Source organism: Pseudomonas sp. GD04091, assembly GCF_029836165.1.
Lineage (GTDB): Bacteria > Pseudomonadota > Gammaproteobacteria > Pseudomonadales > Pseudomonadaceae > Aquipseudomonas.
The window spans coordinates 17872-44179 of record NZ_JAOEBG010000005.1; the positions used below are offsets into that span (position 1 = coordinate 17872).

The following is a 26308-nucleotide window of genomic DNA, read 5'->3' on the forward strand; positions in this document are numbered from 1 at the left end:
TTGAGTTGGGCGAATCGTCTATTTCGCCATTCTCAGCCTGTTGCAGTCTTGCGAGTGGAGCTTCACCCGGAATGAATGAGCAGGCCCCAAGCGTTGAACAACGCTTTGTAGAATCGACCCCCGCCACCCTCGGCAGCTGGTCGCGTCACGACACCACCTGGATGCTGGGCCTGTTCGGCACGGCCATCGGCGCCGGAACCTTGTTCCTGCCCATCAATGCCGGCCTTGGCGGTTTCTGGCCGCTGCTGGTCCTGGCCTTGCTGGCCTTCCCCATGACCTACTTCGCGCACCGCGGGCTAACCCGTTTCGTGCTCTCCGGCAGCAAGGGCGGCGACATCACCGAAGTGGTCGAGGAGCATTTCGGCATCACCGCCGGCGCGCTGATCACCGTCCTGTACTTCTTCGCCATCTTCCCGATCCTGCTGATCTACAGCGTGGCGCTGACCAACACCGTCAGCAGCTTCATGGAGCACCAGCTGCACATGACACCGCCGCCGCGGGCGATCCTTTCGTTCGTGCTGATCCTCGGCCTGCTGGCGATCGTGCGCTGCGGTGAACAGGCCACGGTCAAGGTCATGAGCCTGCTGGTCTACCCGTTCATCGTCGCCCTGGCGCTGCTGGCCCTGTACCTGGTGCCGCACTGGACCGGCGGGATCCTCGACACCGCCACCCAGGTGCCGTCCGGTTCGGCGTTCCTGCACACCGTGTGGCTGGCGATTCCGGTGATGGTGTTCTCGTTCAACCACTCGCCGATCATCTCGGCCTTCGCCGTCGACCAGAAGCGCCGTTACGGTGAGCACGCCGATGAGCGCAGTGGCCAGATCCTGCGTCGCGCCCACTTGCTGATGGTGCTGATGGTGCTGTTCTTCGTGTTCAGCTGCGTGCTGACCCTGAGCAGCGCCCAGCTGGCCGAGGCCAAGGCGCAGAACCTGTCGATCCTGTCGTACCTGGCCAATCACTTCGACCAGCCGGCCATCGCCTTCGCCGCGCCGCTGATCGCCTTCATCGCCATCGCCAAGTCGTTCCTGGGCCACTACATCGGTGCCAGCGAGGGCCTCAAGGGCATGATCGTCAAGGCCGGCATGCGCCCGGGCGCCAAGACCCTGGACCGCGTGGTCGCCGCGCTGATGCTGGTGGTGTGCTGGATCGTCGCCACCCTCAATCCGAGCATCCTCGGCATGATCGAATCCCTGGGCGGCCCGATCATCGCCGTGCTGCTGTTCCTGATGCCGATGTACGCCATCCGTCGCGTGCCGTCGATGCGCAAGTACAGTGGCGCGCTGTCCAATCTGTTCGTGGTGGTCGTCGGCCTGGTGGCCCTGACTTCGGTGGTGTACGGCCTGCTGGCTTGATACGCCGCTGAAGGAAAGTGCCCGGGTCGGTTGTCGCCACCCGGGCATTTTCTTGTCCACGATAATTGTCTGGCAATACAACAATTTCATGTTTGCTTATAGGCACTTGCGCGGCTTCATGCTTAACTCAGGGTCTTTTTCCAACCCCGCATAAGGATTTCCGCCATGGCTCAAGTGACTCTCAAAGGCAACCCGGTTCAGGTCAAAGGCGAACTGCCCAAGGCCGGCGCCGCGGCTCCGGCCTTCTCCCTGGTCGCGGGCGATCTGTCCGACAAGTCGCTGAAAGACTTCGCCGGCAAGCGCAAGGTGCTGAATATCTTCCCGAGCGTCGACACCCCGACCTGCGCCACCTCCGTGCGCAAGTTCAACGCCCAGGCCAATGACGTGGCCAACACCGTGGTGCTGTGCATCTCCGCCGACCTGCCGTTCGCCCAGGCACGCTTCTGCGGCGCCGAAGGCCTGGAGAACGTCAAGAACCTGTCGACCCTGCGTGGCCGCGAGTTCCTGGAGAGCTACGGCGTGGCCATCGCCGACGGCCCGCTGGCCGGCCTGGCCGCCCGCGCCGTGGTGGTGCTGGACGAGCACGACAAGGTGCTGCACGCCGAGCTGGTGGGCGAAATCGCCGACGAGCCGAACTACGAGGCGGCGCTGGCTGTCCTGAAGTAAACGCTATTGGGGCTGCTGCGCAGCCCATCGCCGGCAAGCCGGCTCCCACAAAGACCGCACGCACCTGTGGGAGCCGGCTTGCCGGCGAAAGGGGCGTGAAGCGCCCCAAGGGTTACACCCTGTAACGGCCTGGACCCTGTTCCAGGCCGTTTTCATTTAAAGTCCACGTCTTTGCCAACGTCAGCCGAAGGTAAAGCACTGGTAAAGCCCCTTTGCTAAAACGATGCCAGTGCTTATCGTTCACGCTCTCCACGCCGTCTTTCTCTGAACAAGGTTCGTTCGACCCATGCAAGCCTCCAATTCCCGTTCCCTCCGTCGCTGGCTGTTCGGCCTGCTGATCCTGCTGCTGGTAGCCGTGCTGGCCTGGTGGCTGTGGCCTGCGCCGGTAGCCCACCAGGAAGGCGCCAGTGGCCGTCCGGGGCGGGGCGCGGGGATGGGCATGGGCGGGCGCCCGGGCTTCGGTGCTTCCGCCGAGGCGGTGCCGGTCCGCGTCGAGCCGGTGCGGGTGGGTGATTTCCCGCTGTACTACAAGGCCCTTGGCACCGTCACCGCGACCAACACGGTCAATGTGCGCAGCCGGGTGGCCGGCGAGCTGGTCAAAATCCACTTCAAGGAGGGCCAGCAGGTCAAGGCCGGCGATCTGCTCGCCGAGATCGATCCACGCGCCTACCGCATCGCCCTGCAGCAGGCCGAAGGCACTCTGGCGCAGAACCAGGCGCAACTGAAGAATGCCCAGGTCGACCTGGCCCGCTACAAAGGCCTGTACGCCGAGGACAGCATCGCCAAGCAGACCCTGGACACCGCCGAGGCGCAGGTTGCCCAGTTCCAGGGCCTGGTCAAGACCAACCAGGCGCAGGTCAACGATGCTCGCCTGAACCTCGAATTCAGCCAGATCCGCGCCCCGATCAGCGGCCGTGTCGGCTTGCGCCAGCTGGACCTGGGCAACCTGGTGGCCGCCAACGACACCACGGCGCTGGTGGTCATCACCCAGACCCAGCCGATCAGCGTCGCCTTCACCCTCCCGGAAACCCAGCTCGACACCGTGCTCGCCCGCTACCGCAGCGGCGCGAGCCTGCCGGTGGAGGCCTGGGACCGTGGCGACCAGAAGCTGCAATCCACCGGTGTGCTGGGGAGCCTCGACAACCAGATCGACACCGCGACCGGCACCTTGAAGTTCAAGGGCACCTTCGAGAACAGGGACCACGCCCTGTTCCCCAATCAGTTCGTCAATGTGCGTCTGCTGGCCGACACCCTGAAGCACGTGGTGCTGGCGCCGGCCGCGGCCATCCAGTTCGGCAACGACGGCACCTTCGCCTATGTGGTCAACGCCGAGAACACGATCAACATCCGCAAGCTCAAGGTCGGTGCCAGCGATGGCGAGAACACGGTGATCGTCGAGGGCCTGGCGGCCGGTGATCGCCTGGTGCTGGAAGGCACCGATCGCCTGCGCGAAGGCACCAAGGTCGAGGTGGTCGAAGACAGCTCGCAAGTGCCGACCACCCCCGGCCAGCACCTGCAAGGGCAGGGCGCCGGTGGCTCGGCGCAGACCGGTGAGTCGAGCGGCAAGGCGGGCGCATGAACCTCTCGCGCCTGTTCATCCTGCGGCCGGTCGCCACCACGCTGAGCATGCTGGCCATCGTCCTGGCCGGCCTGATCGCCTACAAGCTGCTGCCAGTGGCGGCCTTGCCGCAGGTCGACTACCCGACCATCCGGGTCATGACCCTTTACCCAGGCGCCAGCCCACAGGTGATGACCAGTGCGGTCACCGCCCCGCTGGAGCGCCAGTTCGGCCAGATGCCGGGCCTGGAGCAGATGGCGTCGACCAGCTCAGGTGGCGCCTCGGTGCTCACCTTGCGCTTCAACCTCGACATGAACATGGATGTCGCCGAGCAGCAGGTCCAGGCCGCGATCAACGCCGCCAGCAACCTGCTGCCCAGCGACCTGCCGGCGCCGCCGGTGTACAACAAGGTCAATCCGGCCGACACCCCGGTGCTGACCCTGGCCATCTCATCGAAGACCATGCCGTTGCCCAAGCTCAACGACCTGGTCGATACCCGCGTGGCGCAGAAGATCGCCCAGATCAGCGGCGTCGGCATGGTCAGCATCGCCGGCGGCCAGCGCCAGGCAGTACGGATCAAGGTCAATGTCGAGGCCCTGGCCGCCAATGGTCTGAACCTGGATGACGTGCGGACCCTGATCGGCGCGTCCAACGTCAACCAGCCCAAGGGCAACTTCGACGGCCCCACCCGCGTGTCGATGCTCGATGCCAACGACCAGCTGCGCTCGCCCGCCGAGTACGCCAACCTCATCCTCAAGTACAACAATGGCGCGCCGCTGCGCCTGAAGGACATCGCCGAGATCGTCGACGGCGCCGAGAACGAGCGCCTGGCCGCCTGGGCCAATCAGAACGAGGCGGTGCTGCTGAACATCCAGCGCCAGCCTGGCGCCAACGTCATCGAAGTGGTCGACCGGATCAAGGAGATGCTGCCGTCGATCACCGACAACCTGCCGGCCGGGCTGGAAGTCAGCGTGCTCACCGACCGTACCCAGACCATCCGCGCCGCCGTGCGCGACGTGCAGCACGAACTGCTGTTCGCCATCGCCCTGGTGGTGATGGTGACCTTCCTGTTCCTGCGCAGGGTCAGTGCCACCCTCATCCCGTCCATCGCCGTGCCACTGTCGTTGATCGGCACCTTCGGGGTGATGTACCTGGCCGGATTCTCGGTCAACAACCTCACGCTGATGGCCCTGACCATCGCCACCGGATTCGTGGTGGACGATGCCATCGTCATGCTGGAGAACATCTCCCGCCATATCGAGGAGGGCGAAACGCCGTTGCAGGCTGCGCTCAAGGGGGCCAGGCAGATCGGTTTCACCCTCATCTCGCTGACCTTCTCGCTGATCGCGGTATTGATCCCGCTGCTGTTCATGGCCGATGTGGTCGGGCGACTGTTCCGCGAATTCGCCATCACCCTGGCGGTGGCGATCCTGATCTCGCTGGTGGTTTCGCTGACGCTGACACCGATGATGTGCGCCCGCTTGCTCAAGCGCGAGCCCAAGGAGCAGGACCAGGGCCGTTTCTACCGCGCCAGTGGCGCCTGGATCGACTGGCTGATCAAGCACTACGGCCGTGCGTTGACCTGGGTGCTCGAGCGCCAACCGCTGACGCTGCTGGTGGCCGTGGCTACCCTGGCGCTGACCGTGGTGCTGTACCTGATGGTGCCCAAGGGCTTCTTCCCGGTGCAGGACACCGGGGTGATCCAGGGTATTTCCGAAGCGCCCCAGGCCACCTCGTTCGCCGCCATGAGCGAGCGCCAGCAATCGCTGGCCAAGGTGATCCTCGAAGATCCGGCGGTGCAGAGCCTGTCTTCCTACATCGGCGTGGACGGCGACAACGCCACCCTCAACAGCGGCCGCCTGCTGATCAACCTCAAGCCCCATGGCGAGCGCGACGTCACCGCCGCCGAGGTCATCCGCCGCCTGCAGCCGCAGCTCGACAAACTGGTGGGCATTCGCCTGTTCATGCAGCCGGTGCAGGACCTGAGCATCGAGGACCGGGTCAGCCGCACCCAGTACCAGTTCAGCCTCAGCTCGCCGGATGCCGACATGCTCGCCGAGTGGAGCGGCAAGCTGGTGCAGGCGCTGCAGCAGCGCCCGGAACTGCAGGACGTGGCCAGCGACCTGCAGGACAAAGGCCTGCAGGTGTACCTGGTGATCGACCGCGACATGGCCAGCCGCCTTGGCATCAGCGTGTCGCAGATCACCAACGCGCTGTACGACGCGTTCGGCCAGCGGCAGATCTCGACCATCTACACCCAGGCCAGCCAATACCGCGTGGTGCTGCAGTCGCAGACCGCGGCCAGCCTCGGTCCGCAGGCGCTGGAGTCGATCCACGTCAGCGCCACCGATGGTGGCCAGGTGCGTCTGTCGGCGCTGGCGCGCATCGAGCAGCGCCAGGCCCAACTGGCCATTTCCCATATTGGCCAGTTCCCGGCGGTGATGATGTCGTTCAACCTGGCCCATGGCTCGTCGCTGGGCGAGGCGGTAAAGGTGATCGAGCAGGTGCAGCGGGACATCGGCATGCCGCTGGGCGTGCAGACTCGCTTCCAGGGGGCCGCCGAGGCGTTCCAGGCCTCGCTGTCGAGCACCTTGCTGCTGATCCTGGCCGCCGTGGTGACCATGTACATCGTGCTGGGCGTGCTCTACGAGAGCTACATACACCCGGTGACCATCCTTTCCACGCTGCCGTCGGCGGCGGTGGGGGCCTTGCTCGCGCTGCTGCTCAGCGGCAATGACCTGGGCATGATCGCCATCATCGGCATCATCCTGCTGATCGGCATCGTCAAGAAGAACGCGATCATGATGATCGACTTCGCCCTGGAGGCCGAGCGTCATCAGGGCATGAGCCCGCGTGAGGCGATCTACCAGGCGGCGCTGCTGCGCTTCCGGCCAATCCTGATGACCACCCTGGCCGCGCTGTTCGGTGCCGTGCCGCTGATGCTCGCCACCGGCTCCGGCGCCGAGCTGCGTCAGCCCCTGGGCCTGGTGATGGTCGGTGGCCTGCTGGTGAGCCAGGTGCTGACCCTGTTCACCACCCCGGTGATCTACTTGTACTTCGATCGTCTGGCGCGCCGCTGGCGCCCGGCTGCCGACGCGCAGCAGGCTGACGCATGAACCTGTCCGGACCCTTCATTCGCCGACCGGTAGCGACCATGCTGCTGAGCCTGGCGATCATGTTGCTGGGCGGGGTGAGCTTCGGTCTGCTGCCGGTATCGCCACTGCCGCAGATGGACTTCCCGGTGATCGTGGTGCAGGCCAACCTGCCAGGCGCCAGCCCCGAGGTCATGGCCTCCACCGTGGCCACGCCGCTGGAGCGCAAGCTCGGCGCCATCGCCGGCGTCACCACGCTGACCAGCAGTTCCAACCAGGGCTCGACCCGGGTGATCATCGGCTTCGACCTGGGCCGCGACATCGACGGCGCCGCCCGTGAGGTGCAGGCGGCGATCAACGCCACCCGCAACTTGCTGCCCAGTGGCATGCGCAGCATGCCCACCTACAAGAAGATCAACCCGTCCCAGGCGCCGATCATGGTGCTGTCGCTGACCTCGGACGTGCTGTCCAAGGGCAAGCTCTACGACCTGGCCGATACCATCCTGTCGCAGAGCCTGTCCCAGGTCAGCGGAGTAGGCGAGGTGCAGATCGGCGGCAGCTCGCTGCCGGCGGTGCGCATCGAGCTCGAACCGCAGCTGCTCAACCAGTACGGGTTGTCCCTGGACGAGGTGCGCACCGCGGTGGCCAACGCCAACCAGCGCCGGCCGATGGGCTTCGTCGAGGACAGTGAGCGCAACTGGCAGGTGCGCGCCAACGACCAGCTGGAAAGCGCCGAAGACTACAAGCCGGTGGTGATCCGCCAGCAGAACGGCGCGATCCTGCGCCTGGCCGACGTGGCCAAGGTCACCGACGGCGTGGAGAACCGCTACAACAGCGGGTTTTTCAACGATGAGAGCGCGGTGCTGCTGGTGGTCAACCGCCAGACCAACGCCAACATCATCGAGACCGTCGAGCAGATCAAGGCCGAGTTGCCGGCGTTGCAGTCGCTGCTGCCCGCCAGTGTGAAGCTCAACGTGGCCATGGATCGTTCGCCGGTGATCAAGGCCACCCTGAAGGAGGCCGAGCACACCCTGCTGATCGCCGTGGTGCTGGTGATCCTGGTGGTCTACCTGTTCCTAGGCAACTTCCGCGCCTCGCTGATCCCCAGCCTGGCGGTGCCGGTGTCGCTGGTGGGGACGTTTGCGGTCATGTACCTGTGCGGCTTCTCGCTGAATAACCTGTCGCTGATGGCGCTGATCCTGGCCACCGGCCTGGTGGTGGACGACGCCATCGTGGTGCTGGAGAACATCTCGCGGCATATCGAGAACGGTGAAACCCCCATGCGCGCCGCCTACAAGGGCGCCAGGGAGGTCGGCTTCACCCTGCTGTCTATGAACGTCTCGCTGGTGGCGGTGTTCGTCTCCATCCTGTTCATGGGCGGCATCGTCCGGGGGTTGTTCAAGGAGTTTTCGATCACCTTGGCCGCGGCGATCATCGTTTCGCTGGTGGTGTCGCTGACGCTGACGCCGATGCTCTGCTCGCGCTGGCTGAAGGTCCATGGCCCGCAACAGCAGACCCGCCTGCAGCGCTGGAGCGACCGTATCCACCAGCGCATGGTCGCAGGCTACGACAGGAGCCTGGGTTGGGCGTTGCGCCACAAGCGCCTGACGCTGATCAGCCTGCTGGCCACCATCGTGCTCAACATCGCGCTCTATGTCGTGGTGCCCAAGACCCTGATGCCGCAGCAGGACACCGGCCAGTTGCAAGGTTTCATCCGTGGCGACGATGGCCTGTCGTTCACCGTCATGCAGCCGAAGATGGAAATCTACCGTCGGGCGCTGCTCAAGGATCCGGCCGTGGAGAGTGTCGCCGGTTTCATCGGCGGCAACAGCGGCACCAACAACGCCTTCGTCCTGGTGCGCCTCAAGCCCATCGCCGAACGCAAGGAAAATGCCCAGAAAGTCATCGATCGCCTGCGCAAGGAATTGCCCAAGGTGCCGGGCGGGCGTTTGTACCTGATGGCCGACCAGGACCTGCAGCTAGGGGGCGGCGGCCGCGACCAGACCACTTCGCAGTACCTTTACACCCTGCAGAGTGGCGAGCTGGATGCCCTGCGTGAGTGGTTCCCGAAAGTCGCGGCGACCCTGCGCACGGTGCCCGAGCTGACGGCGGTCGATGCCCGAGACGGCGCGGGCACCCAGCAGGTGACCCTGGTGGTGGATCGTGACCAGGCCAAGCGCCTGGGTATCGACATGGACATGGTCACCGCCGTGCTGAACAACGCCTACAGCCAGCGGCAGATCTCGACCATCTACGACAGCCTCAACCAGTACCAGGTGGTGCTGGAGATCAACCCCAGGTATGCCTGGGACCCAAGCACCCTGGAACAGGTGCAGGTGATCACCGCCGACGGCGCCCGCGTGCCGTTGTCCACGTTCGCCCATTACGAGAACAGCCTGGCCAACGACCGCGTCAGCCACGAAGACCAGTTCGCCTCCGAGGAAATCGCCTTCGACGTCGCCGAGGGCTACAGCACCGACCAGGCCATGGCCGCGCTGGAGCGCGCGGTGGCCAGGCTGGGCATGCCCGAGTCGATCATCGCCAAGCTCGGCGGCACGGCCAGCGCCTTTGCCAGCACCACCGAGGGCCAACCGCTGATGATCCTCGGCGCCCTGGTGCTGGTGTACCTGGTGCTGGGCATTCTCTACGAGAGTTACATCCACCCGTTGACCATCCTCTCCACGCTGCCCTCGGCCGGCGTCGGCGCCTTGCTGGTGCTGTACCTGACCGGCGGCGAGTTCAGCCTGATCTCGCTGCTGGGGCTGTTCCTGCTGATCGGCGTGGTGAAGAAGAACGCCATCCTGATGATCGACCTGGCCCTGCAGCTGGAGCGCAACGACGGCCTCACGCCGGAAGAGTCGATCCGCCGCGCCTGCCTGCTGCGCCTGCGGCCGATCCTCATGACCACCCTGGCCGCCATCCTCGGCGCGCTGCCGCTGCTGCTCAGCCAGGCGGAGGGCGCCGAGATGCGCCAGCCGCTGGGCCTGACCATCATCGGCGGCCTGGTGTTCAGCCAGGTCCTGACCCTGTACACGACGCCGGTGGTCTACCTGTACCTCGACCGCCTGCGTCACCGTTTCAACCGTTGGCGCGGTGTGCGCACCGACGCTGCCCTGGATACCCCGCTATGAACTTTGCCGAAACCCAAATCCACCGTGCCCTCCAGCTGCTGACCCGGGGACGTGGCTCGCGCCTGGTCGGCGCCGGCCTGTGCGTGGCGATGCTCAGCGCTTGTACGCTGAGCCCGGATTATCACCGGCCCGAGATGAGCACGCCGGCGCAGTTCAAGCAGGCCGAGGGCTGGACCCAGGCCAATCCGTCGGATGCCATCGCCCGCGGGGCGTGGTGGGAAATCTACGGCGACAGGCAGTTGAACGGGTTGGTCGAGGAGCTCAACCGCAGCAATCAGACGGTCGCGCAGTATGAAGCCCAGTACCGTCAGGCCCAGGCTCTGGTGCGTAGCAGCCGTGCCTCGCTGTTCCCCACGCTGGACCTGACCACCAGCAAGAATCGCTCGGCGCAGGGAACAGGCAGCTCCAGTTCCAGCCTGTCGAACAACAGCAGTGGCATTCGCAACACCTACAACGCGCAGCTCGGCGTGAGCTGGGAGATCGACCTGTGGGGCAAACTGCGCGAGACCCTGAACGCCAACGAAGCGAGCGCCGAGGCCAGCCTGGCCGACATGGCGGCGATCCGCCTGAGCCAGCAGTCGGAGCTGGTGCAGAACTACCTGCAGTTGCGGGTGATCGATGAGCAGAAGCGTCTGCTCGAAGCCACGGTCGCGGCCTATGAGCGCTCGTTGAAGATGAACGAGAACCAGTACCGCGCCGGGGTTTCCGGGCCGGACGCCGTGGCCCAGGCACGGACCCAGCTCAAGAGCGCCCAGGCCGATCTGATCGACCTGGCCTGGCAGCGAGCGCAGTACGAGAACGCCATCGCCGTGCTGATGGGCAAGGCGCCGGCGGACTTCGCGCTGGCGCCGAGCAACGACATCCCGGCGTTGCCGCAGATTCCGCTGGCGCTGCCGTCGCAACTGCTGGAGCGCCGACCCGACATCGCCTCGGCCGAGCGCAAGGTGATGGCGGCCAACGCCAATATCGGCGTTTCCCGTGCCGCGTATTTCCCGGACCTGTCGTTGAGCATGAGCGGGGGCTATTCCAGCAGCAGCTTCAACAACTGGATCGAGTTGCCCAACCGTTACTGGTCGGTCGGACCGCAACTGGCGCTGACCCTGTTCGATGCTGGCAGGCGCAGCGCCGAGGTGGATCGCACCGTGGCGGTGTACGACCAGACCGTGGCGCAGTACCGCCAGACCGTGCTGGATGGTTTCAGGGAGGTCGAGAACTACCTGGTGCAGCTCAAGGTGTATGGTGACGAAGCCGTGGTGCGGCAAGAGGCTCTGGAAGCGGCGCGCGAGTCGTTGCGCCTGACCGAGAACCAGTACAAGGCCGGGCTGATCGGGTATCTGGATGTGGTGAACGTGCAGACCACGGCCCTGAGCAATGAGCGCAGCGTGCTGACGTTGCTGCAGGGGCGGTTGGTGGCGAGTGTGCAGTTGATTGCGGCCTTGGGAGGTGGTTGGGATGCGCAGCAGGCGCTGGCGGTACAGGAGGACTGAACGGCGTTGCCTTGCCCGCAACATCGAGGTGACTGGGTTCAGATCACCTTGACCGCTCGACCGATGAATTGCACTGGACCCGTCGGGCGGCCAGTGAGCGAGCCGCCGGCCCTCTCCAGGGTCAGCTCGAACAGCTGGTTGGGTTCGAGCGGCGGCAGGCGATCCAGGGGAACGGTGAGCTGTTCTCCCGGCTTGACCAGCCCCAGGGACACCGGCGCCTGCCATTGCGCGCCCTTGGTCCAGAACTGCAGGACCTTGTCCGCTGGCACCTCGGACTTGCCCAGTGGAATAAGCTGGACTTTACGTGTATCGCTGGCCTGGACCACCCAGCCAGGTACCTGGTCCGCAGGCGCCACCAGCACCACCAGGTAAGTGGTCGTTGGCGGCTGGGCGGTCAGCAGCAGCAAGGCCAGCAGCAGGCTGGCCGCCACGCCGATGCCGCTCAGCCCCTGCCACAGCGCCAGGCGCTGCCACCTGCGAGGACGCGTACGGCGTTCGTCCAGGCTGCGGGTGATCCGCCCCCACAGCCTTGCGCTGGGGGGCAGGGGAGTGGCCAGCGTGTTGAGTTCCAGCAACCGGTTCTCCCAGTCATCCACGGCGGTGCGCAAGGCCCGATCCGTGTCCAGACGCTGAAGCACCGCCGCGTTCTGCTCGGCAGACAGAGTACCGAGCACATACTCCCCGGCCAGCTGGTCGATGTCTTCGCGGCTTTCGTCGTCGGACTCGGTAGTCATCCCATGCACTCCCGCAACACCTTGAGGCTGCGCTTGATCCAGGCCTTGACCGTGCCAAGGGGGGTACCGAGCAACCTGGCGATCTCGGCGTGGCTGAAGCCGTCGACATAGGCATGCAGGATGCACAGCCGACGTGCTGGCTCCAGTTGCCTGAGGCAGCGATGGACCTTGGCGGTGTCGGTCAGCAGCTCGAGATTCTCCTGGTAGGGCGCCAGTGCCTCGGTGTTGGTGAGGGTCGTCTCGTCCAGCGTGACTTCACGGCGGGTGTCGCGCACGAAATTCAGGGCCAGGTGTCGGGTCACGCTGTATACCCAGCCACGCGCCGACCCGCGTGCGGGATCGAAGCTGGCCGCGTGGGTCCAGATGCGGATGAAGGCATCGTGGACGATGTCCTCGGCCGTGGCGTCATCACGGGCTATGCGCCGCGCCACGCCGAGCAAGCGGGAGCCTTCCTGGTCGTAGAGCGCCTGCAACGCGTGCCGATCACCCAGGGCACAGGCCTCGAGGCAACGCTGAAAGTCGAAAGGCGTGGAGGACAGGTTCAAGACAGGGGCAATCCTTCTGCTACCGGCTGGTCGAGGTCTGCCGATGAGCGTAGCCGAAGGATGCCCGCGCGCCTGCTTTTCAAGCAGTCACTTGGCGGCCCAGAAGATGTAGTCGGCCTGGTACTTGACGATCTGTTTCTCGCCCTTGTTCTGGGCCGAGCAGGCGCTTTGCGGGGCCACGCCTCCGCGAGTGGCCAGGCGCTGGATGAAACTGACGCCGCTCATCGCACCCTTGCCCTCGGCGGGGTTGGCCTTGACCAGTTGGTACGGCAGATCACCCTTGGCCGCCGGGGCGATGGCCAGCTGGGTGCCGGTGATCTTCGAACCGTCCCTGGCCTGCCAGGTGGCGGGCGGCCCGAAGTAGTCGCCCACCGGTTTTCCAGCGCGGTCATTGAGCACCGCCTTGGGGCCGACGAAGGTCCATTCGGTCTGGCCAGGAGCGTTGGCCTTGTCGCGGCACTCGTAGGTGATTTCACCGACACCGACGGTTTCCAGAGCGACCTTGTGACCATCGGGCACCTTGACGGCATCGGGAACGCCGGTCTGGGCATGGGCGGTCTGCAGGGCCAGGGCGAGGCCAGAGGCAAGCAGCAACGAAGCGAGCGTGATGTTCATCGAGGGATCTCCTGGAGAGTCATGGACAGGGCAGGCCTGGACCGCCCTGACGTATATACCCGCCAGCAGGACGTTTGGATGCAGTCGATCGCGCAAAATATCCAGCGGGTCATTCAGGCAGCCCTGCCTGTCGCAAACCCTCGGCAAGCCGAGCAAGGTCCTCGTCGCGATAAATCGGCAGCCACTGCCTCAAGGTCGATACCTGCAACGCTGGGTCCTGCGCCCGCAAGCGCGCCATGGCCTGTCTTGCGCTGTCGAACCGGCCGTTCAGCGCGTGGCAGGCTGCGACCAGGGCCACCGCCGGGAGCAGGGTGGGGAGGTTGCCGAGCGCCTTTTCCGCCCACTCCAGGGCGTTGTCCAGGCGTCCGGCGAAGAAGTGGGCGAGGGCCATGCCCACCTGCATGCGGAACATTTCCGGATCCAGCGGGCTCAGGCGGGTGGCATGGTTGAGGTTGTCGATCGCGGCCTGGGTCTCGCCGCGCAGGGCACGCAGGATCCCGCCGAGGTACCAGGCGGGCGCCAGGTTAGGGTTGAGCAGGCGCGCCCGGTCGAGCATGGCGATTGCGCCGTCGAGGTCGCCGGCCAGGTGGCCCAGGGCGTGGCCACCCCGGGTCAGCGCGACGGCATCGTCCCGCCCCAGGGCCACGGCCAGGTGCGCCAGGCGCGCGCCCTCGGCGATTTCCGCCGGGCGATCGTCCATCCAGCCATTGACCTTGCGCCAGAAGTAGCACCAGGCCGCCATGCCGTAGGCCGAAGCGAACTCCGGGTCGAGTTCGACCGCCTGGTGGAACAGCGACAGTGCCTGGGCGATGGCTTCGCGGGTGCCGGTGTGCATCTTCGCCGTGCCGCGCAGGTAATAGTCGTACGCGCACAGGCTATCGGTGGGCTTGCGCTTGGCCCGCTCGATCTCGGCACGCTCGAGTTGTGGCGCGATCGCCCCCACCACGCTTTCGGCCACCTGGTCCTGCAGTTCGAACAGATCGTCGAGCAGGCCTTCGAAGCGCTCGGCCCACAGGTGTTCGCCGCTGCTCGCGTCGATCAGCTGGCCTGTGATGCGTATGCGATTGCCCGCCTTGCGCACGCTGCCTTCGAGCACGTAGCGCACGCCCAGGGTCTGGCCGATCTGATGGACATCGATGCGTTGGCCTTTGAAGGTGAAGCTGGAGTTGCGGGCGATGACGAACAGCCAGCGGAACCGTGACAGGGCGGCGATGATGTCTTCGACGATGCCATCGGCAAAGTAGTCCTGTTCCGGGTCGCCGCTCAGGTTCTGGAAAGGCAGGACGGTGATCGAGGGTTTGTCCGGCAGCGCAAGGGCCTGGCCAGGCTCGACGGGGCGGGGGGCGGGCTGCTCGACGGGCGGTGCCTCGAGGATCTGTCCGACGAAGCGGTAGCCCTTGCGCGCCACGGTGCGCAGCAGGCGTTGTTCTTCGCCCGAGTCGCCGATGGCCTTGCGCACGGCGTTGATATGGCTGGCGATGGTCGATTCGGAGACGATCCTGCCGTTCCACACGTTGGCCAGCAATTCGTCCCGGCCCATCACCCGGTCGCGATTGACCACCAGTTGCAGCAACAGGTCGAACACCTGCGGGCCGATGGCAACGGCCTGCCCGCGTCGGGTGAGCTCCCGGCGCTGCTCGTCGAGCACATAGTCGTCAAACTCGAATGACACGTCTTGTCCCCTCGCGCGCCCAAGGTTTTGTGTCCGAGGCGACCGTTCGTTGGCATCCGTCGATGATAAGGCAGCGTCGTACAGGCCGCCATCGCGGCACTCTGGACGTGAATCCAAGGTGCCTTGAAGGTAAATCCAAGGGCTGCGCAAGGACTCGCCGGCGTGTCCGGCGCATTGTCTGTCTGAACGACGGCAATGGTTGCGGTCGAGACGCGGAGAAAGCCCATGAAACTCGTTGTCATCGGAGGCACCGGCCTCATTGGATCGAAACTGGTCAATGCGCTGCGCGAGCGTGGCCATGATGCCGTCGCGGCGGCGCCCAGCACGGGCGTCAACACGATCACCCGCGAAGGGCTCGCCGAGGTGCTGGATGGCATCGATGTCGTGGTCGATGTCAGCAACGCACCGTCCTGGGAGGACCAGGCTGTCCTCGAGTTCTTTCAGACGTCCACCCGCAACCTGCTGGCGGCGGAAGCGGCAGCGGGCGTGCACCACCACGTGGCCTTGTCGATCGTCGGCAGCGAGCGGCTGCCGGAAAACGGCTACTTTCGCGCCAAGGTGGCCCAGGAGGACCTGATCAAGGCCTCCGGGCTGCCGTACACCTTGCTGCGGGCCACGCAGTTCTTCGAGTTCGTCCCAGGCATCGCCGAGGCCGCCAGCGTCGGCGACGAGATCCGCCTGTCGCCGGCGCTGTTCCAGCCGATGGCCTCGGACGATGTCGCCGCGGCCCTCACCGATGTGGCGCTGGCGCCTCCGGCCAACGGCACCCTTGAGGTTGCAGGGCCCGAGGCCGGGCCGCTGGATGAGCTGGTCCGTACTTTCCTGCGCCTGAACGGCGACCCGCGCAAGGTCGTCGCCGATGTCCATGCGCGCTACTTCGGCGCCGAACTCGACGATCAGTCGCTGACCCCCGGCCGTGGCGCCCGACTCGCAGAGACGCGCTTCGTCGATTGGCTCGCGCGTCGCTCGTGAACCTGTCACATCCATTGTCCTCGTAGAAGGAGTACTCCCATGTTCAGCCGAATCTTCCTGGCCGCTACCTTGAGCGCGCTGACCCTTACTCCCGCACTGGCCGCCGACCGCCCGGCAAGCAAGGTCACGGTCGTCTTCGACAAGCCGCTGCCGAACGTGCCTGGCAAGAGCATGAGGGGGGTGATCGTCGATTACGCGCCGGGCGCCTCGTCACCGGCGCACCGGCATCCGAAGTCGGCGTTCATCTATGCCACCGTGCTCGAAGGAGAAGTACGCAGCAGCGTCAATGGTGAACCGGCCAAGGTCTACAAGCCTGGGGAGAACTGGTACGAGGCGCCGGGCGCGTTCCACGGTGTCAGCGCCAATGCCAGCGACAGCAAGCCGGCACGGCTGATGGCGGTGTTCGTGCTCGACAGTGACGAGACGGTACTGGTCACCCCCAGCGACAAGTGAGTCGGGCCATCGCCCTCGGCCCTGGCGGCAGCGAGCTGTCGTCAGGGCCGTCAACAGGACGAAAGAGCATGAAGACAGATGAACACGATCAGGCCGGCGACGCCCTGGGCGAGACCCGCATGGCGCGATCCGGCCGGGGCCGCAGGGTCGGCATCGGGCTGTGCGTGGCGGCCGTTCTGCTGGTGACGGTGGGCTGGGTGGTGTTTCGCTCCTTCGATGCCATTTCGACCGACAACGCCTACGTACGTGGCGATGTCACATCCCTGGCCGCCAAGGTGTCGGGATACGTGACGGTGGTCGAGGTCGAGGACAATCAACGCGTGCTGGCCGGTGATGTGCTGTTCCGGATCGATGACAGGGACTACCGTGCGCACCTGGCGCAGGCCGAGGCCAACCTGGAGTCCGCCCAAGCGCGGTTGAACGACGTCGATGCCCAGACCCAGTTGCAGAAGGCCCAGATCCGCCAGGCGCAGGCTCAACGACACGCCGCCATGGCCGAACGCACGCTCGCCGACAAGACCCATGAGCGCAACCGCAAGTTGATCGTGCACAGCGCCGTCAGCCAGGCCCTGGTCGATCAGACCGCGGCCGCCCGTACCGGAGCCAAGGCCGCCGTGACGGCCGCCGGTGCCACCGTCGATGCCCAGCTGCAACGCATCGTGGTGCTGGCGGCGCAGCGTGAGGCGGCGCTGGCGACCATCGCGCAGGCCAGGGCCGCCCGCGAGCTGGCCTTGATCGACGTGGAGCACACCGTGGTACGGGCGCCGGTGTCCGGCGTGGTTGGCAATCGCCAGGTGCGCGTCGGGCGCTTCGTCACCCCAGGGGGGGCATTGCTCGATGTGGTGCCGGTGGAAAATGTATGGATCGTGGCCAATTTCAAGGAGACCCAGCTGGAACACATGCGACCTGGGCAGCGGGCGCGGATCACCCTGGATGGTTATCCCAGCGATGTGCTCGAAGGTGTGGTCGACAGCTTCGCGCCCGGTAGCGGGGCCGCGTTCAGCCTGTTGCCGGCGGACAATGCCACGGGCAATTTCGTGCGGGTGGTGCAGCGCGTGCCGGTGAAAATCCGCCTGGCACACAACCCCTTGCCGGGGCGTATCGTGCCGGGATTGTCGGCACGGGTACGGGTCGAAGTCGGAGGTGGTTCGTGAGTGCGACACCGGTGAGTGGCGGTTCGCCCCGCGGGTTGCTGCTGATGGCCGGCATCGTGCTGGCTGCCTTGACCGAGGCGATCGCCAGCAGCGTGCTGGCGATCGGGCGCAGCGACATGCTCGGCGATACCCACGCCACGCCCGATGAGTTCGCCTGGCTGGACATCGGTTACACCGCCTGCAAGCTGATGGGATTTCTGATCGCGCCGTGGCTGATGACGCGACTGGCGCCGCGTAGCGTGGTCATCGCCGCGACCCTGCTGATGGGGCTGGCCTGCGCGGCGTCGGCGCTGACGGCGGATGTCGATCTGCTGGCCGCCTTGCGGGCGTATCAAGGCATGGCGGGCGGGATATTGCTGGTGGCGGGGCAGGCGCTGGTCTTTCTGACGTGCCCGCGCGCGCAGCAGCCGGCTCTGCAGGCGGTGTTCGCCATGGGCGCGGTGGTGGCGCCGACGGCCCTTGCGCCGGCCTTGCAAGGATGGCTGATCGACAGCCAGTCCTGGACTTGGATCTTTCTCTGCGTCGTGCCTTTGGCGTTGGCGGCGGCCGGCCTGTTGTTGGCCATCGGGCCGCTGGTGTCCGATGGCCCTGGCCGCAGGCCCTTCGATGGGCTGGGCTGCCTGGTCTGCGCCACCGCCCTGGGTTGCCTGACCTATGCGCTGAGCCAGGGCAGCCGCTGGGACTGGTTCGAGGAGCCCGCCATTGCCTGGAGCTGCGTGATCGGGGGCGCGGCATTGCTGCTGTTCATTGGTCAGCAGCTGCTGGGAAAGGGGCCGGGCCTACTCGATTTCACGCTGTTCAGATCGAGCGATTTCACCTTTGCCTTGATCGTCAGCTTCGTCGCGGGCGCGGCGTTGTTCGGCAGCGCTTTCGTGATCCCGGCTTTCGCCCTGTCGGTGCTGGCCTTCACCCCCACCGATGCCGGGCTGTTGCTGTTGCCCAGTGGCGCGGTGTTCATCGGCGTGCTGCTGCTGGTGGCCTACCTGATCCAGGTGCGTGGCGTCGCGCCGTTCGCCACGGTACCGTTCGGCATCCTGATGATCATGGTCGCGATGTGGATGTTGTCGGGTTCGACCGGTGAAAGCGGCAAGGACGACATGATGGCGGCGGTGCTGCTGCGCGGCGCCGGCCTGGGCATGTTGTTCCTGTCGTTGACCTTGATCGCCTTCGGCAAGCTTGACCGGCACAACCTTGCCAGCGGCATCGGCCTGTTCAATACCGGGCGCCAGCTCGGCGGATTGATGGGGGTGGCGGGGTTGCAGACGCTGCTTGACCGGCACGGAGTGCTTAATACGCAGGTGCTTGGCTGGCAGGTCAGCCCGGCCAGCCCGGCGCTGGTCGAGCGACTCGACAGCATCACTGCCATGCTGCGGCTGGAGGGCCTGGACGCCACGACCGCCGCGCGCATGGCCACGAGCCTGCTGGGCAGGACAGTGTCGGGGCAGGGGGCGGTGATCGCGTTCGACACGGCCTTCAATGCGGTGGCGCTGTTGTTCGCCGTGGCGGCACCGTTGCTGGTAGGCATCAAGCTGCTGTTGGCGCGTCGGTCCAACCGGGCTTTGCCCTAAGGAGGTCCCAGCAGCCGTTGCGGTAATTAACCGGCGAACGGTCCAAGGTCTTTGATCTAAACCGTCAGCGCTGGTGGCCTATGCTATCCCGGCGAAGCACATCCTGGTTCATTACAACGAAGGTGTTCAGCCATGAGCAGCAAGCCAACGGTCGTTCTGGTACACGGTTTCTGGGGGGGTGCCGCCCATTGGGGCAAGGTCATCGTCGAGCTGGCGCGCAAGGGCATCACCGACCTGCGCGCGGTAGAGCTGCCGCTCACCTCGCTGGCCGAGGATGCGCAGCGCACGCGCAAGATGGTGGCGCAGATCGACGGGCCTGTGCTGCTGGTGGGGCACTCCTATGGCGGGGCAGTGATTACCGAGGCGGGAAACCAGCCGAATGTAATGGGCCTGGTCTATATCGCGGCCTTTGCACCTGATGCAGGCGAAAGCCCCGGTGGGCTGACCCAGGAACATCTCCCCAAGGCGGCGCCCAACCTCGAGCCGGACAGCGACGGCTACCTGTGGATCAAGGCGGACAAGTTCCACGAGAGCTTCTGCCAGGACCTGTCGGCCGATGAGGCGCTGGTCATGGCGGTGACGCAGAAGGCACCGCTGGCGAGCACCTTCGGTGAAACGATCAGCAATCCGGCCTGGAAGAGCAAGCCGAGCTGGTATCAGATTTCCAGCGAAGACCACATGATCGCGCCTGAGAACCAGGAACGGATGGCTGCGCGCATGAACCCACGCAAGACCATCACGCTGAAGGCCAGCCATGCTTCGCTGGCTTCCCAGGCGAACGAGGTCGCGAAGCTGATCGAACAAGCGCTGGCCGAATCGAGGCAGAGCTGATTCAACCTTTGCACTTGGCCACGACGACCTGGCAGGTGCGTGGCGTGCCGCCGGAGCGGCTGGCGTAGCGCACGCAACTGTCCAGCGACTTCCTGCTGGCCGTGGCGAGGGTCGGGCCGAACGCCAGGCCGCCCTCGCCGCTGCTGGGCAGGGCCTTGGCGTAGCAGTTGGAGCCTTGGGCGGCGTATCGCGTGGTGGAGTGCTTGCTCGAGCAACCGGCTGTCAGGGCCAGGGTCAGGGCAAGCAGGAGGAGGGCGAGCATGTGCCTGGGCAAGGTGGCCATTTCAAGCTCCTGAACAAAGGATTTCTGCTGCGTTGGCCTGTTCAGATTAGCCGGAGCCGCTTCGCTTGGCTCGGGGTTTGTGTCGGGCGCCGTCCGCGCGCCAGGCATCCTGGCTGTCAGTGGTGCCGCGCGACCAATGGCAATTTGCCGTTATGCGCGCCTGGAAGTGCTCTACACAAGGTGTTGCGCTGCCTCCGGTCGATTATTGGATCCATTCTCATTCGCGAAAACCCCGTGCGTTTCGCCAAAGCTTGAGTACAATCATCGGTTTTTCCGAGCCCTCCCTTGGCTCGTTCCTGGACGTGCAAATGCTGATCGGTAGTTATTCCTCCGCACTGGTGTTGATCTCGCTGTGCGTGGCCATCCTCGCCTCCTATACGGCCCTGGATCTCACCGGGCGCATCGCCACGGCCAAGGGGCGGGCGGTGTACCTGTGGATGGGTGGCGGGGCATTCGCCATGGGCATCGGCATCTGGTCGATGCACTTCATCGGCATGCTGGCGTTCAGCCTGCCGATCGAGCTGGGTTATGACACGGTGCTCACGGCCGTGTCGCTGCTGATCGCGGTGGCCTCTTCGGGCTTCGCCCTGTGGCTGGTGAGCCAGCCGAAACTGCCGTGGCTGCAACTGGCCTTCGGTGCCTTGGTCATGGGCACCGGCATCGCTTGCATGCACTACATGGGCATGGCGGCGCTGCGCATGCAGCCGGGCATCGACTATGATCCGGCGCTGTTCGGCGCCTCTCTGGCCATCGCGGTGGGCGCGTCGGCGGCGGCGTTGTGGATCGCCTTCCGCCTGCGTCGGCACACGCCTTACGTGCGGCAGATCCGCGGATTGGCGGCGGTGGTCATGGGCTTTGCCATCGTCGGCATGCACTACACCGGCATGGCCGCTGCCAATTTCCCCGAGGGCAGCTTCTGTGGCGCGCTGGCCACGGGCCTGGCCGGGAACGGTCTGGAGTACGTGGTGCTGATCACCACCCTGGCGGTACTGGCGGTGGCGCTGCTGACCTCGGTGCTGGACGCCCGCCTGGAGGCTCGCACGGCGGAACTGGCGCGCTCGCTGACGCTGGCCAACCAGGAACTGACCCAACTGGCCTTGCACGACACCCTCACCGGATTGCCCAATCGCACGCTGTTGGCCGACCGTATCGAGCAGGCCATTGGCCGGGTGGCGGAGCAGGGCGGCTGTTTTGCCCTGATGTTCATCGACCTCGATGGTTTCAAGCCAGTCAACGACGCTTTCGGCCACCACGTCGGCGACTTGCTGCTCAAGGCCGTGGCGACGCGTCTGCGCGGTCACCTGCACAGCCAGGACACCCTGGCGCGCATCGGTGGCGACGAGTTCGTGCTGCTGGTGGAACTGGACGAGCCGGACGATGCGATGAACGTCGCGGTCAAGCAGGTCAACCTGGTGTCCCGGCCGTTCCGCGTCGCCGAACATGACCTGCAGCTGTCGGCGAGCCTGGGTATCGTGCTGTACCCGGGCAATGGCCTGGACCAGCATGAATTGCTGCGCAACGCCGACGCCGCCATGTACCACGCCAAGAGCGCCGGCAAGAACGGCTACAGCTTCTTCGACGCATCGATGAACAGCAACGCGCGCCAGCAGCTGCAACTGCTCCAGGACCTGCGCACGGCCCTGGAGCTGGGCCAGTTCCGTCTGTATTACCAGCCCAAGTTCGACGCCGCCCTGCGCCAGCCCATCGGTGCCGAGGCGTTGTTGCGCTGGGAACATCCGCAGCATGGCCTGATGCTGCCGGATCGTTTCATCGGGCTGGCGGAAAAGACCGGCCTGATCATCCCGATTGGCGAGTGGGTGCTGGGCGAGGCGTGTCGGCAGATGCGGCAGTGGATGCAACAGGGGCATGAGGACTGGCGTATCGCGGTGAACCTGTCGGCGATCCAGTTCTGTCACGCCGGGCTGGTCGACAGCGTGGCGGGGGCCCTGGAGGAGAACGGCCTGCCGGCCAATCGCCTGACCCTGGAAATCACCGAAACCACCGCCATGCGCGACGCCGATGCCAGCCTGCACGTGCTGCAGCGCCTGGCGCAGATGGGGGTCGACTTGTCCATCGATGATTTCGGCACCGGCTATTCCAGCCTGATGTACCTCAAGCGTCTGCCGGCCAACGAGCTGAAGATCGACCGTGGCTTCGTCCGTGACCTCGAGCAGGACAGCGATGACGCCGCCATCGTCTCGGCCATCGTCGCTCTGGGCCAGGCCCTGGGGCTGCGTATCGTCGCCGAAGGCGTGGAGACGGACCGTCAGCAGGATTTTCTGACCCGGCTGGGTTGCGATTCGCTGCAGGGCTACCTGCTTGGCCAGCCGGCGCCGCCGGAACAGTTCATGCAAGCACTGCAGGCGCTGCGGGAGCGTCAGGGGACGTTGAGCTAGACGACGTCGCGCAGGGGGCTGGCGAGCAGGTCGAAGGTTTCCATCTCGGCCTCCACGGCCTCGATGATCCGTTCGACATCGGCGGCGGGCATGATGGTCGCGCAGGGGATGCCGGCAATGGCCAGCAGGGTTTCACCGGTGGCGCGGTCGAACAGGCGGGCGATCATGCTGCGCGGCGCATCCATGCTCGCCTCGAAACCCAGCGGATGGAAATGCCAGCGCATCACCTGGCAGGCGTTGGGGAACGTCATCTTGTTCATGCCAGCCTCCTTGTTCGTGTCCTGAGCGTGGTGAGTCCAAAGCACTTGCGCAGTGGCCGTCCTGGCCGTCGGGACTCTAACCATAGCACCTGCCATGACAGTGTTCCCTGGAAAATATGGCAAATGTGCTAATGCATGACAGCCGTCACAGTGCTGTCACGCAAGGCGGTGGATGGTCACTGGCGGGGCAAACGTTTTCCTGTAAGGGGCGGGGCTGAGGGAAATCGCCGCTCTGCTATGTTTACCGGCAGCATCTTTCGGACCAACGGTGCCGACCGGCAGACAGGGAGACAGCCATGCGTTATTCCTCGCTCACCCAGCGCATTGCCGGCGATGCGGCCTCGGCCTGGGATATCCATTATCAGGCGCTGGCCATGCGCAGGCAGGGGCGAGAGGTATTCCTGTTGTCGGTGGGCGACCCGGATTTCGACACGCCGGCACCGGTGGTGGAAGCCGCGGTGGCGAGCCTGCGTCGTGGCGATACCCACTACAGTGACGTGCGCGGCAGCCTGGCCCTGCGCGAGGCGATCGTGCGCCGCAGCGGGCTGGCGGTCGAGCCGGATCAGGTGGTGGTCATGGCGGGTGCGCAGTGTGCGCTGTTCGCCACCTGTCAATGCCTGTTCGAAGCGGGCGACGAAGTGATCGTCGCCGAGCCGATGTACGTCACCTATCACGCCGTGCTGGGCGCCTGCGGCGCTCGGGCGGTGCCCGTGGCGACGCGCGCCGAGGAGGGTTTTCGCCTTGATCCCGACGCCGTGGCGCGGGCAGTTTCCGCGCGCACCCGCGGGCTGCTGCTCAATACCCCGCACAACCCCACGGGCGCGGTCGTCGATGCGCCGGACCTGCAGCGCCTGGCGACGCTGTGTCGGGCGCATGACCTGTGGCTGCTCTGCGACGAGGTCTATCGGGGGCTGTCATATGACCGCGAAGCGCCGTTGCCCTTGCAGCTGCCTGGCATGGCCGAGCGCTGCGTGGTCATCGACAGCCTCTCCAAGTCCCATGCCATGAGTGGCTGGCGGGTGGGCTGGGTGATCGGGCCGCCAGCGCTGGCCGGACACCTGGGCAACCTGGCCATGGCCATGCTGTTCGGTTTGCCGGAGTTCGTCATGCACGCGGCTTGTGTCGCGCTGGAGCAGGCGCTGCCCGAGGTGGGGCAGATGCGCGAGGCTTATCGGCAGCGGCGCGACCGAGTGTGCGCGGTGCTCGAAGGCTGCCTTGGCGTGCGCGCCCATCGCCCGGCCGGGGGCATGTTCGTCATGCTCGATATTCGCCGCACCGGGCTCGGCGCCCAAGCCTTCGCCCAGCGCTTGCTGGACGAGGAGGGTGTGGCACTGTTGCCTGGCGATGCCTTCGGGCCCAGTGCGGCAGGGCATGTGCGCCTGGGCCTGGTGTTGGAGGTCGAGGTGCTGGAGAAGGTGTGCCGGCGCATCGCCGCCTTCGCCATGCGCCTGTCAGCCGAGCAGGCCAGCGGCGATGTTGATGGTGAAGCCCAGGATCGCCGTGTTGAACACGAAACCTACCAGTGAATGGGCCAGCACCACCTTGCGCAGTGGCCGGCTGGCGACCCCGATGTCGGAAGTCTGCACCGCGACGCTGATGGTGAACGAGAAGTAGTGGAAGTCCCAATAGTCCGGATTGCGCTCGCCATCGGGAAAGCACAGAGGGGGGTTGCGCGCCTCGTCGGTATAGAACAGCCGTGCGTAGTGCAGGCTGAAGATGCAGCCGATCAGCAGCCAGGAGCCCGCCACCGTCAGCCCGGTGTACAGGTAGTGCAAGGCCAGGGCACTGCCTTCCAGGCCCCGGCTCGAGACCAGCTGCAGGGTGACGGCGGCCAGGCTGGCGATGGCCGAGACGCAGACGGTGATCAGCACCAGGCCGGCATTTTCGTCCTCGATGCGGGCGACGTTGCGCACCCGCTCGGCGTTGGCCCGCAGGCTCAGCCACAGGACCATGAGCAGGTACAGCCAGACCCCGAGGTTCCAGCCGGTAAGGATGTGCTGCACGGTATCGTCGGCGGGGATCAGCCAGCCGCCGAGCACGCCGGCCAATGTGGCGATGCTCAGGCGCGGGTGGGTGCGGGTGAGGCGGAGAAAGGCCATGCGGTCCCTTGGCTGGATGGGCGTGGGTTGAACTGTAGACCAGCAATGGCGCTGTCGCGGCTCAGCCCGGCATGCCATCCACCCGGGGCCGCATCAGAATCGGCAGGTAGTGCCACAGGAACAGCAACAGCGCGCCGCTGCCGAACAGCACCGACAATGCCAGCCCCGAGGGCGTGAACGGCGTCACCACCACCCGCGCGAGCGCCGCCAGCTGGATCAGCGCGAATGCCCAGCCGATGCTGCGTGGCACCTGCAAGGGCCGTCCGGTATGGCCCAGGCTAACCCGGGCCATCATCGCCACGATCAATCCGCTCATGGCGCCGACCGTCAGTGCATGGGTAGCCAGGCTCGGGTTGAGGCCCACCCCCGCATGCCACAGTGCCAGGCCCAGGCATGCCGGGACCAGCCAGGCATAGGCCAGGTGCAACGACCACAGCAGCGGGAGCCGCCACAGGCCGCGATCATGCCACGACACCAGGCGTAGTCCGTGCAGCACGGCCAGGGCGCAGAACAGCACGGCCAGCGAAGGCCGGGGCGCGTCATCGAGCCCGGCGACAAAGGTGAGCGGCACTGCCACGCTGCCCACCAGGCTGGCGCGGTCAAGCCATGGACGTGCCTTGGCAGGCGCCGGGTTGCCCAGGCCGCGGCGGGTGAAGAACGGGATCACCCGGCCACCGATCACACTCATCATCGCGGCGACCAGCCAGAGCCCCGCCAATACGCCGCGTCGTTGCCACTGCTCGTTGTGCTCCAGCCAACCCGCCAGGGTCAGCCACTGGCAGGCTGCGATCAGCAATATCAGGCCGACGATCGGGTAGTTGTTGCGCAGCCGCCGTTGGATGATCGGTCGGGCCAGGGCCAAGGCGACCAGCGGCAGAAAGGTGCCCTGGATGAGCACCAGCAGCCAGCTCGGCAGCGCCAGGAACCAGGTCACCCGGCCCAGCAGCCAGAGCAGGAACAGCCCCTGCAGTGGTCGGCCGCTCAGACCAGGAATACCGCTCCAGTTCTGCACGGCGGTGAGCAGAAAGCCGGCGATGATGGCCACGGCGAAGCCGAACAGCATCTCGTGGCGATGCCAGGCAAGCATGCCGCCGGGCGGGGTGGGCGACAGTGCGCCGGTGAGCGTGCCGGCCCAGAGCATCAGGGCGATCAGGGCAAACAGGCTGCCGCCGAGGAAGAACGGGCGAAACCCCAGGGCCCATAGGGCCTGGCGAGGGCGAGCGGGGATCGGTTGGATCAGCATGGCGGGAACCTTGGTTCGATCAGAGCGGTTGAATCGAGTACCATCACGAATGGTGCCATCGCTCAAAGCCTTGAATATCAAGGTGATGGCACCGTAATCAGTCATATTGACTCTATTTGTTTGTTGTCATTTTGACCTTGATCAAGGTTGAAATGACTTGTTTGCGTCGCATCACGTCGTTGCGAGGTGCCGCACTG

Annotated in this window: 21 protein-coding genes; 13 read left to right on the plus strand and 8 right to left on the minus strand. The window is 65.8% G+C overall.

Annotation, left to right across the window (positions count from 1 at the left end):
• The first annotated feature begins 71 nt into the window (after nucleotides 1–71).
• From N7422_RS08275 to N7422_RS08300, 6 genes are all read left to right on the plus strand, one after another.
• The gene (locus tag N7422_RS08275) at nucleotides 72–1352 is read left to right on the plus strand and encodes a serine/threonine transporter (RefSeq protein WP_279806089.1); all 1281 of its coding nucleotides are present in this window, start codon (nucleotides 72–74) and stop codon (nucleotides 1350–1352) included.
• 165 nt (nucleotides 1353–1517) lie between these two features.
• On the plus strand, nucleotides 1518–2018 hold the full coding sequence (tpx, locus tag N7422_RS08280; protein WP_279806090.1) for a thiol peroxidase: 501 nt from the start codon (nucleotides 1518–1520) through the stop codon (nucleotides 2016–2018).
• Between the two features lie 286 nt (nucleotides 2019–2304).
• Complete coding sequence (locus tag N7422_RS08285) at nucleotides 2305–3597, plus strand: MdtA/MuxA family multidrug efflux RND transporter periplasmic adaptor subunit (RefSeq protein WP_279806091.1); 1293 nt, start codon at nucleotides 2305–2307, stop codon at nucleotides 3595–3597.
• Nucleotides 3594–6692, plus strand: coding sequence for an MdtB/MuxB family multidrug efflux RND transporter permease subunit (locus N7422_RS08290; protein ID WP_279806092.1), 3099 nt, complete (start codon nucleotides 3594–3596; stop codon nucleotides 6690–6692). Before N7422_RS08285 ends, N7422_RS08290 begins: the two co-directional genes overlap by 4 nt.
• Nucleotides 6689–9799 carry an efflux RND transporter permease subunit gene (locus tag N7422_RS08295; RefSeq protein ID WP_279806093.1) on the plus strand — a complete coding sequence of 1037 codons (3111 nt, stop codon included), beginning with the start codon at nucleotides 6689–6691 and terminating at the stop codon, nucleotides 9797–9799. Before N7422_RS08290 ends, N7422_RS08295 begins: the two co-directional genes overlap by 4 nt.
• Nucleotides 9796–11286 (plus strand): efflux transporter outer membrane subunit, encoded by a 1491-nt coding sequence (locus N7422_RS08300; RefSeq protein ID WP_279806094.1) that lies wholly within the window; start codon nucleotides 9796–9798, stop codon nucleotides 11284–11286. The genes N7422_RS08295 and N7422_RS08300 overlap by 4 nt, the downstream gene beginning before the upstream one ends.
• A 38-nt stretch (nucleotides 11287–11324) precedes the next feature.
• Here N7422_RS08300 and N7422_RS08305 read toward each other — a convergent pair whose 3' ends face one another.
• From N7422_RS08305 to N7422_RS08320, 4 genes are all read right to left on the minus strand, one after another.
• The gene (locus N7422_RS08305) at nucleotides 11325–12020 is read right to left on the minus strand and encodes an anti-sigma factor (RefSeq protein ID WP_279894797.1); all 696 of its coding nucleotides are present in this window, start codon (nucleotides 12018–12020) and stop codon (nucleotides 11325–11327) included.
• Nucleotides 12017–12565, minus strand: coding sequence for a sigma-70 family RNA polymerase sigma factor (locus N7422_RS08310; RefSeq protein ID WP_279806095.1), 549 nt, complete (start codon nucleotides 12563–12565; stop codon nucleotides 12017–12019). The genes N7422_RS08305 and N7422_RS08310 overlap by 4 nt, the downstream gene beginning before the upstream one ends.
• Nucleotides 12566–12652: 87 nt before the next feature.
• A complete protein-coding gene (locus N7422_RS08315) occupies nucleotides 12653–13180 on the minus strand; it encodes a DUF3455 domain-containing protein (protein ID WP_279806096.1) in 528 nt (175 codons plus the stop codon).
• A 109-nt stretch (nucleotides 13181–13289) separates the two neighbouring features.
• Nucleotides 13290–14852 carry a winged helix-turn-helix domain-containing protein gene (locus N7422_RS08320; RefSeq protein WP_279806097.1) on the minus strand — a complete coding sequence of 521 codons (1563 nt, stop codon included), beginning with the start codon at nucleotides 14850–14852 and terminating at the stop codon, nucleotides 13290–13292.
• Between the two features lie 225 nt (nucleotides 14853–15077).
• On the opposite strand from N7422_RS08320, the gene N7422_RS08325 reads away from it, so the two are divergent.
• The 5 genes from N7422_RS08325 to N7422_RS08345 all read left to right on the plus strand — a co-directional run bounded on the left by N7422_RS08325 (nucleotide 15078) and on the right by N7422_RS08345 (nucleotide 19830).
• The gene (locus N7422_RS08325; protein ID WP_279806098.1) at nucleotides 15078–15824 is read left to right on the plus strand and encodes an SDR family oxidoreductase; all 747 of its coding nucleotides are present in this window, start codon (nucleotides 15078–15080) and stop codon (nucleotides 15822–15824) included.
• A gap of 39 nt (nucleotides 15825–15863) precedes the next feature.
• The gene (locus tag N7422_RS08330; protein WP_279806099.1) at nucleotides 15864–16277 is read left to right on the plus strand and encodes a cupin domain-containing protein; all 414 of its coding nucleotides are present in this window, start codon (nucleotides 15864–15866) and stop codon (nucleotides 16275–16277) included.
• Nucleotides 16278–16345: 68 nt separating this feature from the next.
• Nucleotides 16346–17431 (plus strand): HlyD family secretion protein, encoded by a 1086-nt coding sequence (locus N7422_RS08335; RefSeq protein ID WP_279806100.1) that lies wholly within the window; start codon nucleotides 16346–16348, stop codon nucleotides 17429–17431.
• A 44-nt stretch (nucleotides 17432–17475) separates the two neighbouring features.
• The gene (locus N7422_RS08340) at nucleotides 17476–18999 is read left to right on the plus strand and encodes an MFS transporter (RefSeq protein WP_279806301.1); all 1524 of its coding nucleotides are present in this window, start codon (nucleotides 17476–17478) and stop codon (nucleotides 18997–18999) included.
• 132 nt (nucleotides 19000–19131) lie between these two features.
• Entirely contained in the window at nucleotides 19132–19830 is a 699-nt protein-coding gene (locus N7422_RS08345) for an alpha/beta hydrolase (protein WP_279806101.1), read from the plus strand.
• A 1-nt stretch (nucleotide 19831) separates the two neighbouring features.
• On the opposite strand, the gene N7422_RS08350 is transcribed toward N7422_RS08345, so the two are convergent.
• A complete protein-coding gene (locus tag N7422_RS08350; protein ID WP_279806102.1) occupies nucleotides 19832–20113 on the minus strand; it encodes a hypothetical protein in 282 nt (93 codons plus the stop codon).
• Nucleotides 20114–20421: 308 nt separating this feature from the next.
• On the opposite strand from N7422_RS08350, the gene N7422_RS08355 reads away from it, so the two are divergent.
• The gene (locus N7422_RS08355; RefSeq protein ID WP_279806103.1) at nucleotides 20422–22509 is read left to right on the plus strand and encodes an EAL domain-containing protein; all 2088 of its coding nucleotides are present in this window, start codon (nucleotides 20422–20424) and stop codon (nucleotides 22507–22509) included.
• Here the strand turns inward: N7422_RS08355 and N7422_RS08360 are convergent.
• The gene (locus N7422_RS08360) at nucleotides 22506–22769 is read right to left on the minus strand and encodes a DUF1652 domain-containing protein (RefSeq protein ID WP_279806104.1); all 264 of its coding nucleotides are present in this window, start codon (nucleotides 22767–22769) and stop codon (nucleotides 22506–22508) included. The genes N7422_RS08355 and N7422_RS08360 overlap by 4 nt on opposite strands.
• A gap of 296 nt (nucleotides 22770–23065) precedes the next feature.
• Here N7422_RS08360 and N7422_RS08365 point away from each other — a divergent pair, with 296 nt between their 5' ends.
• Nucleotides 23066–24295 carry an aminotransferase class I/II-fold pyridoxal phosphate-dependent enzyme gene (locus N7422_RS08365; protein WP_279806105.1) on the plus strand — a complete coding sequence of 410 codons (1230 nt, stop codon included), beginning with the start codon at nucleotides 23066–23068 and terminating at the stop codon, nucleotides 24293–24295.
• Here N7422_RS08365 and N7422_RS08370 read toward each other — a convergent pair.
• Together N7422_RS08370 and N7422_RS08375 are read right to left on the minus strand one after the other, a co-directional pair.
• On the minus strand, nucleotides 24221–24868 hold the full coding sequence (locus N7422_RS08370; protein ID WP_279806106.1) for a DUF1345 domain-containing protein: 648 nt from the start codon (nucleotides 24866–24868) through the stop codon (nucleotides 24221–24223). The two genes, N7422_RS08365 and N7422_RS08370, sit on opposite strands and share 75 nt — an antisense overlap.
• Before the next feature lie 61 nt (nucleotides 24869–24929).
• On the minus strand, nucleotides 24930–26111 hold the full coding sequence (locus tag N7422_RS08375; RefSeq protein WP_279806107.1) for an NnrS family protein: 1182 nt from the start codon (nucleotides 26109–26111) through the stop codon (nucleotides 24930–24932).
• Nucleotides 26112–26308: the final 197 nt, after the last annotated feature.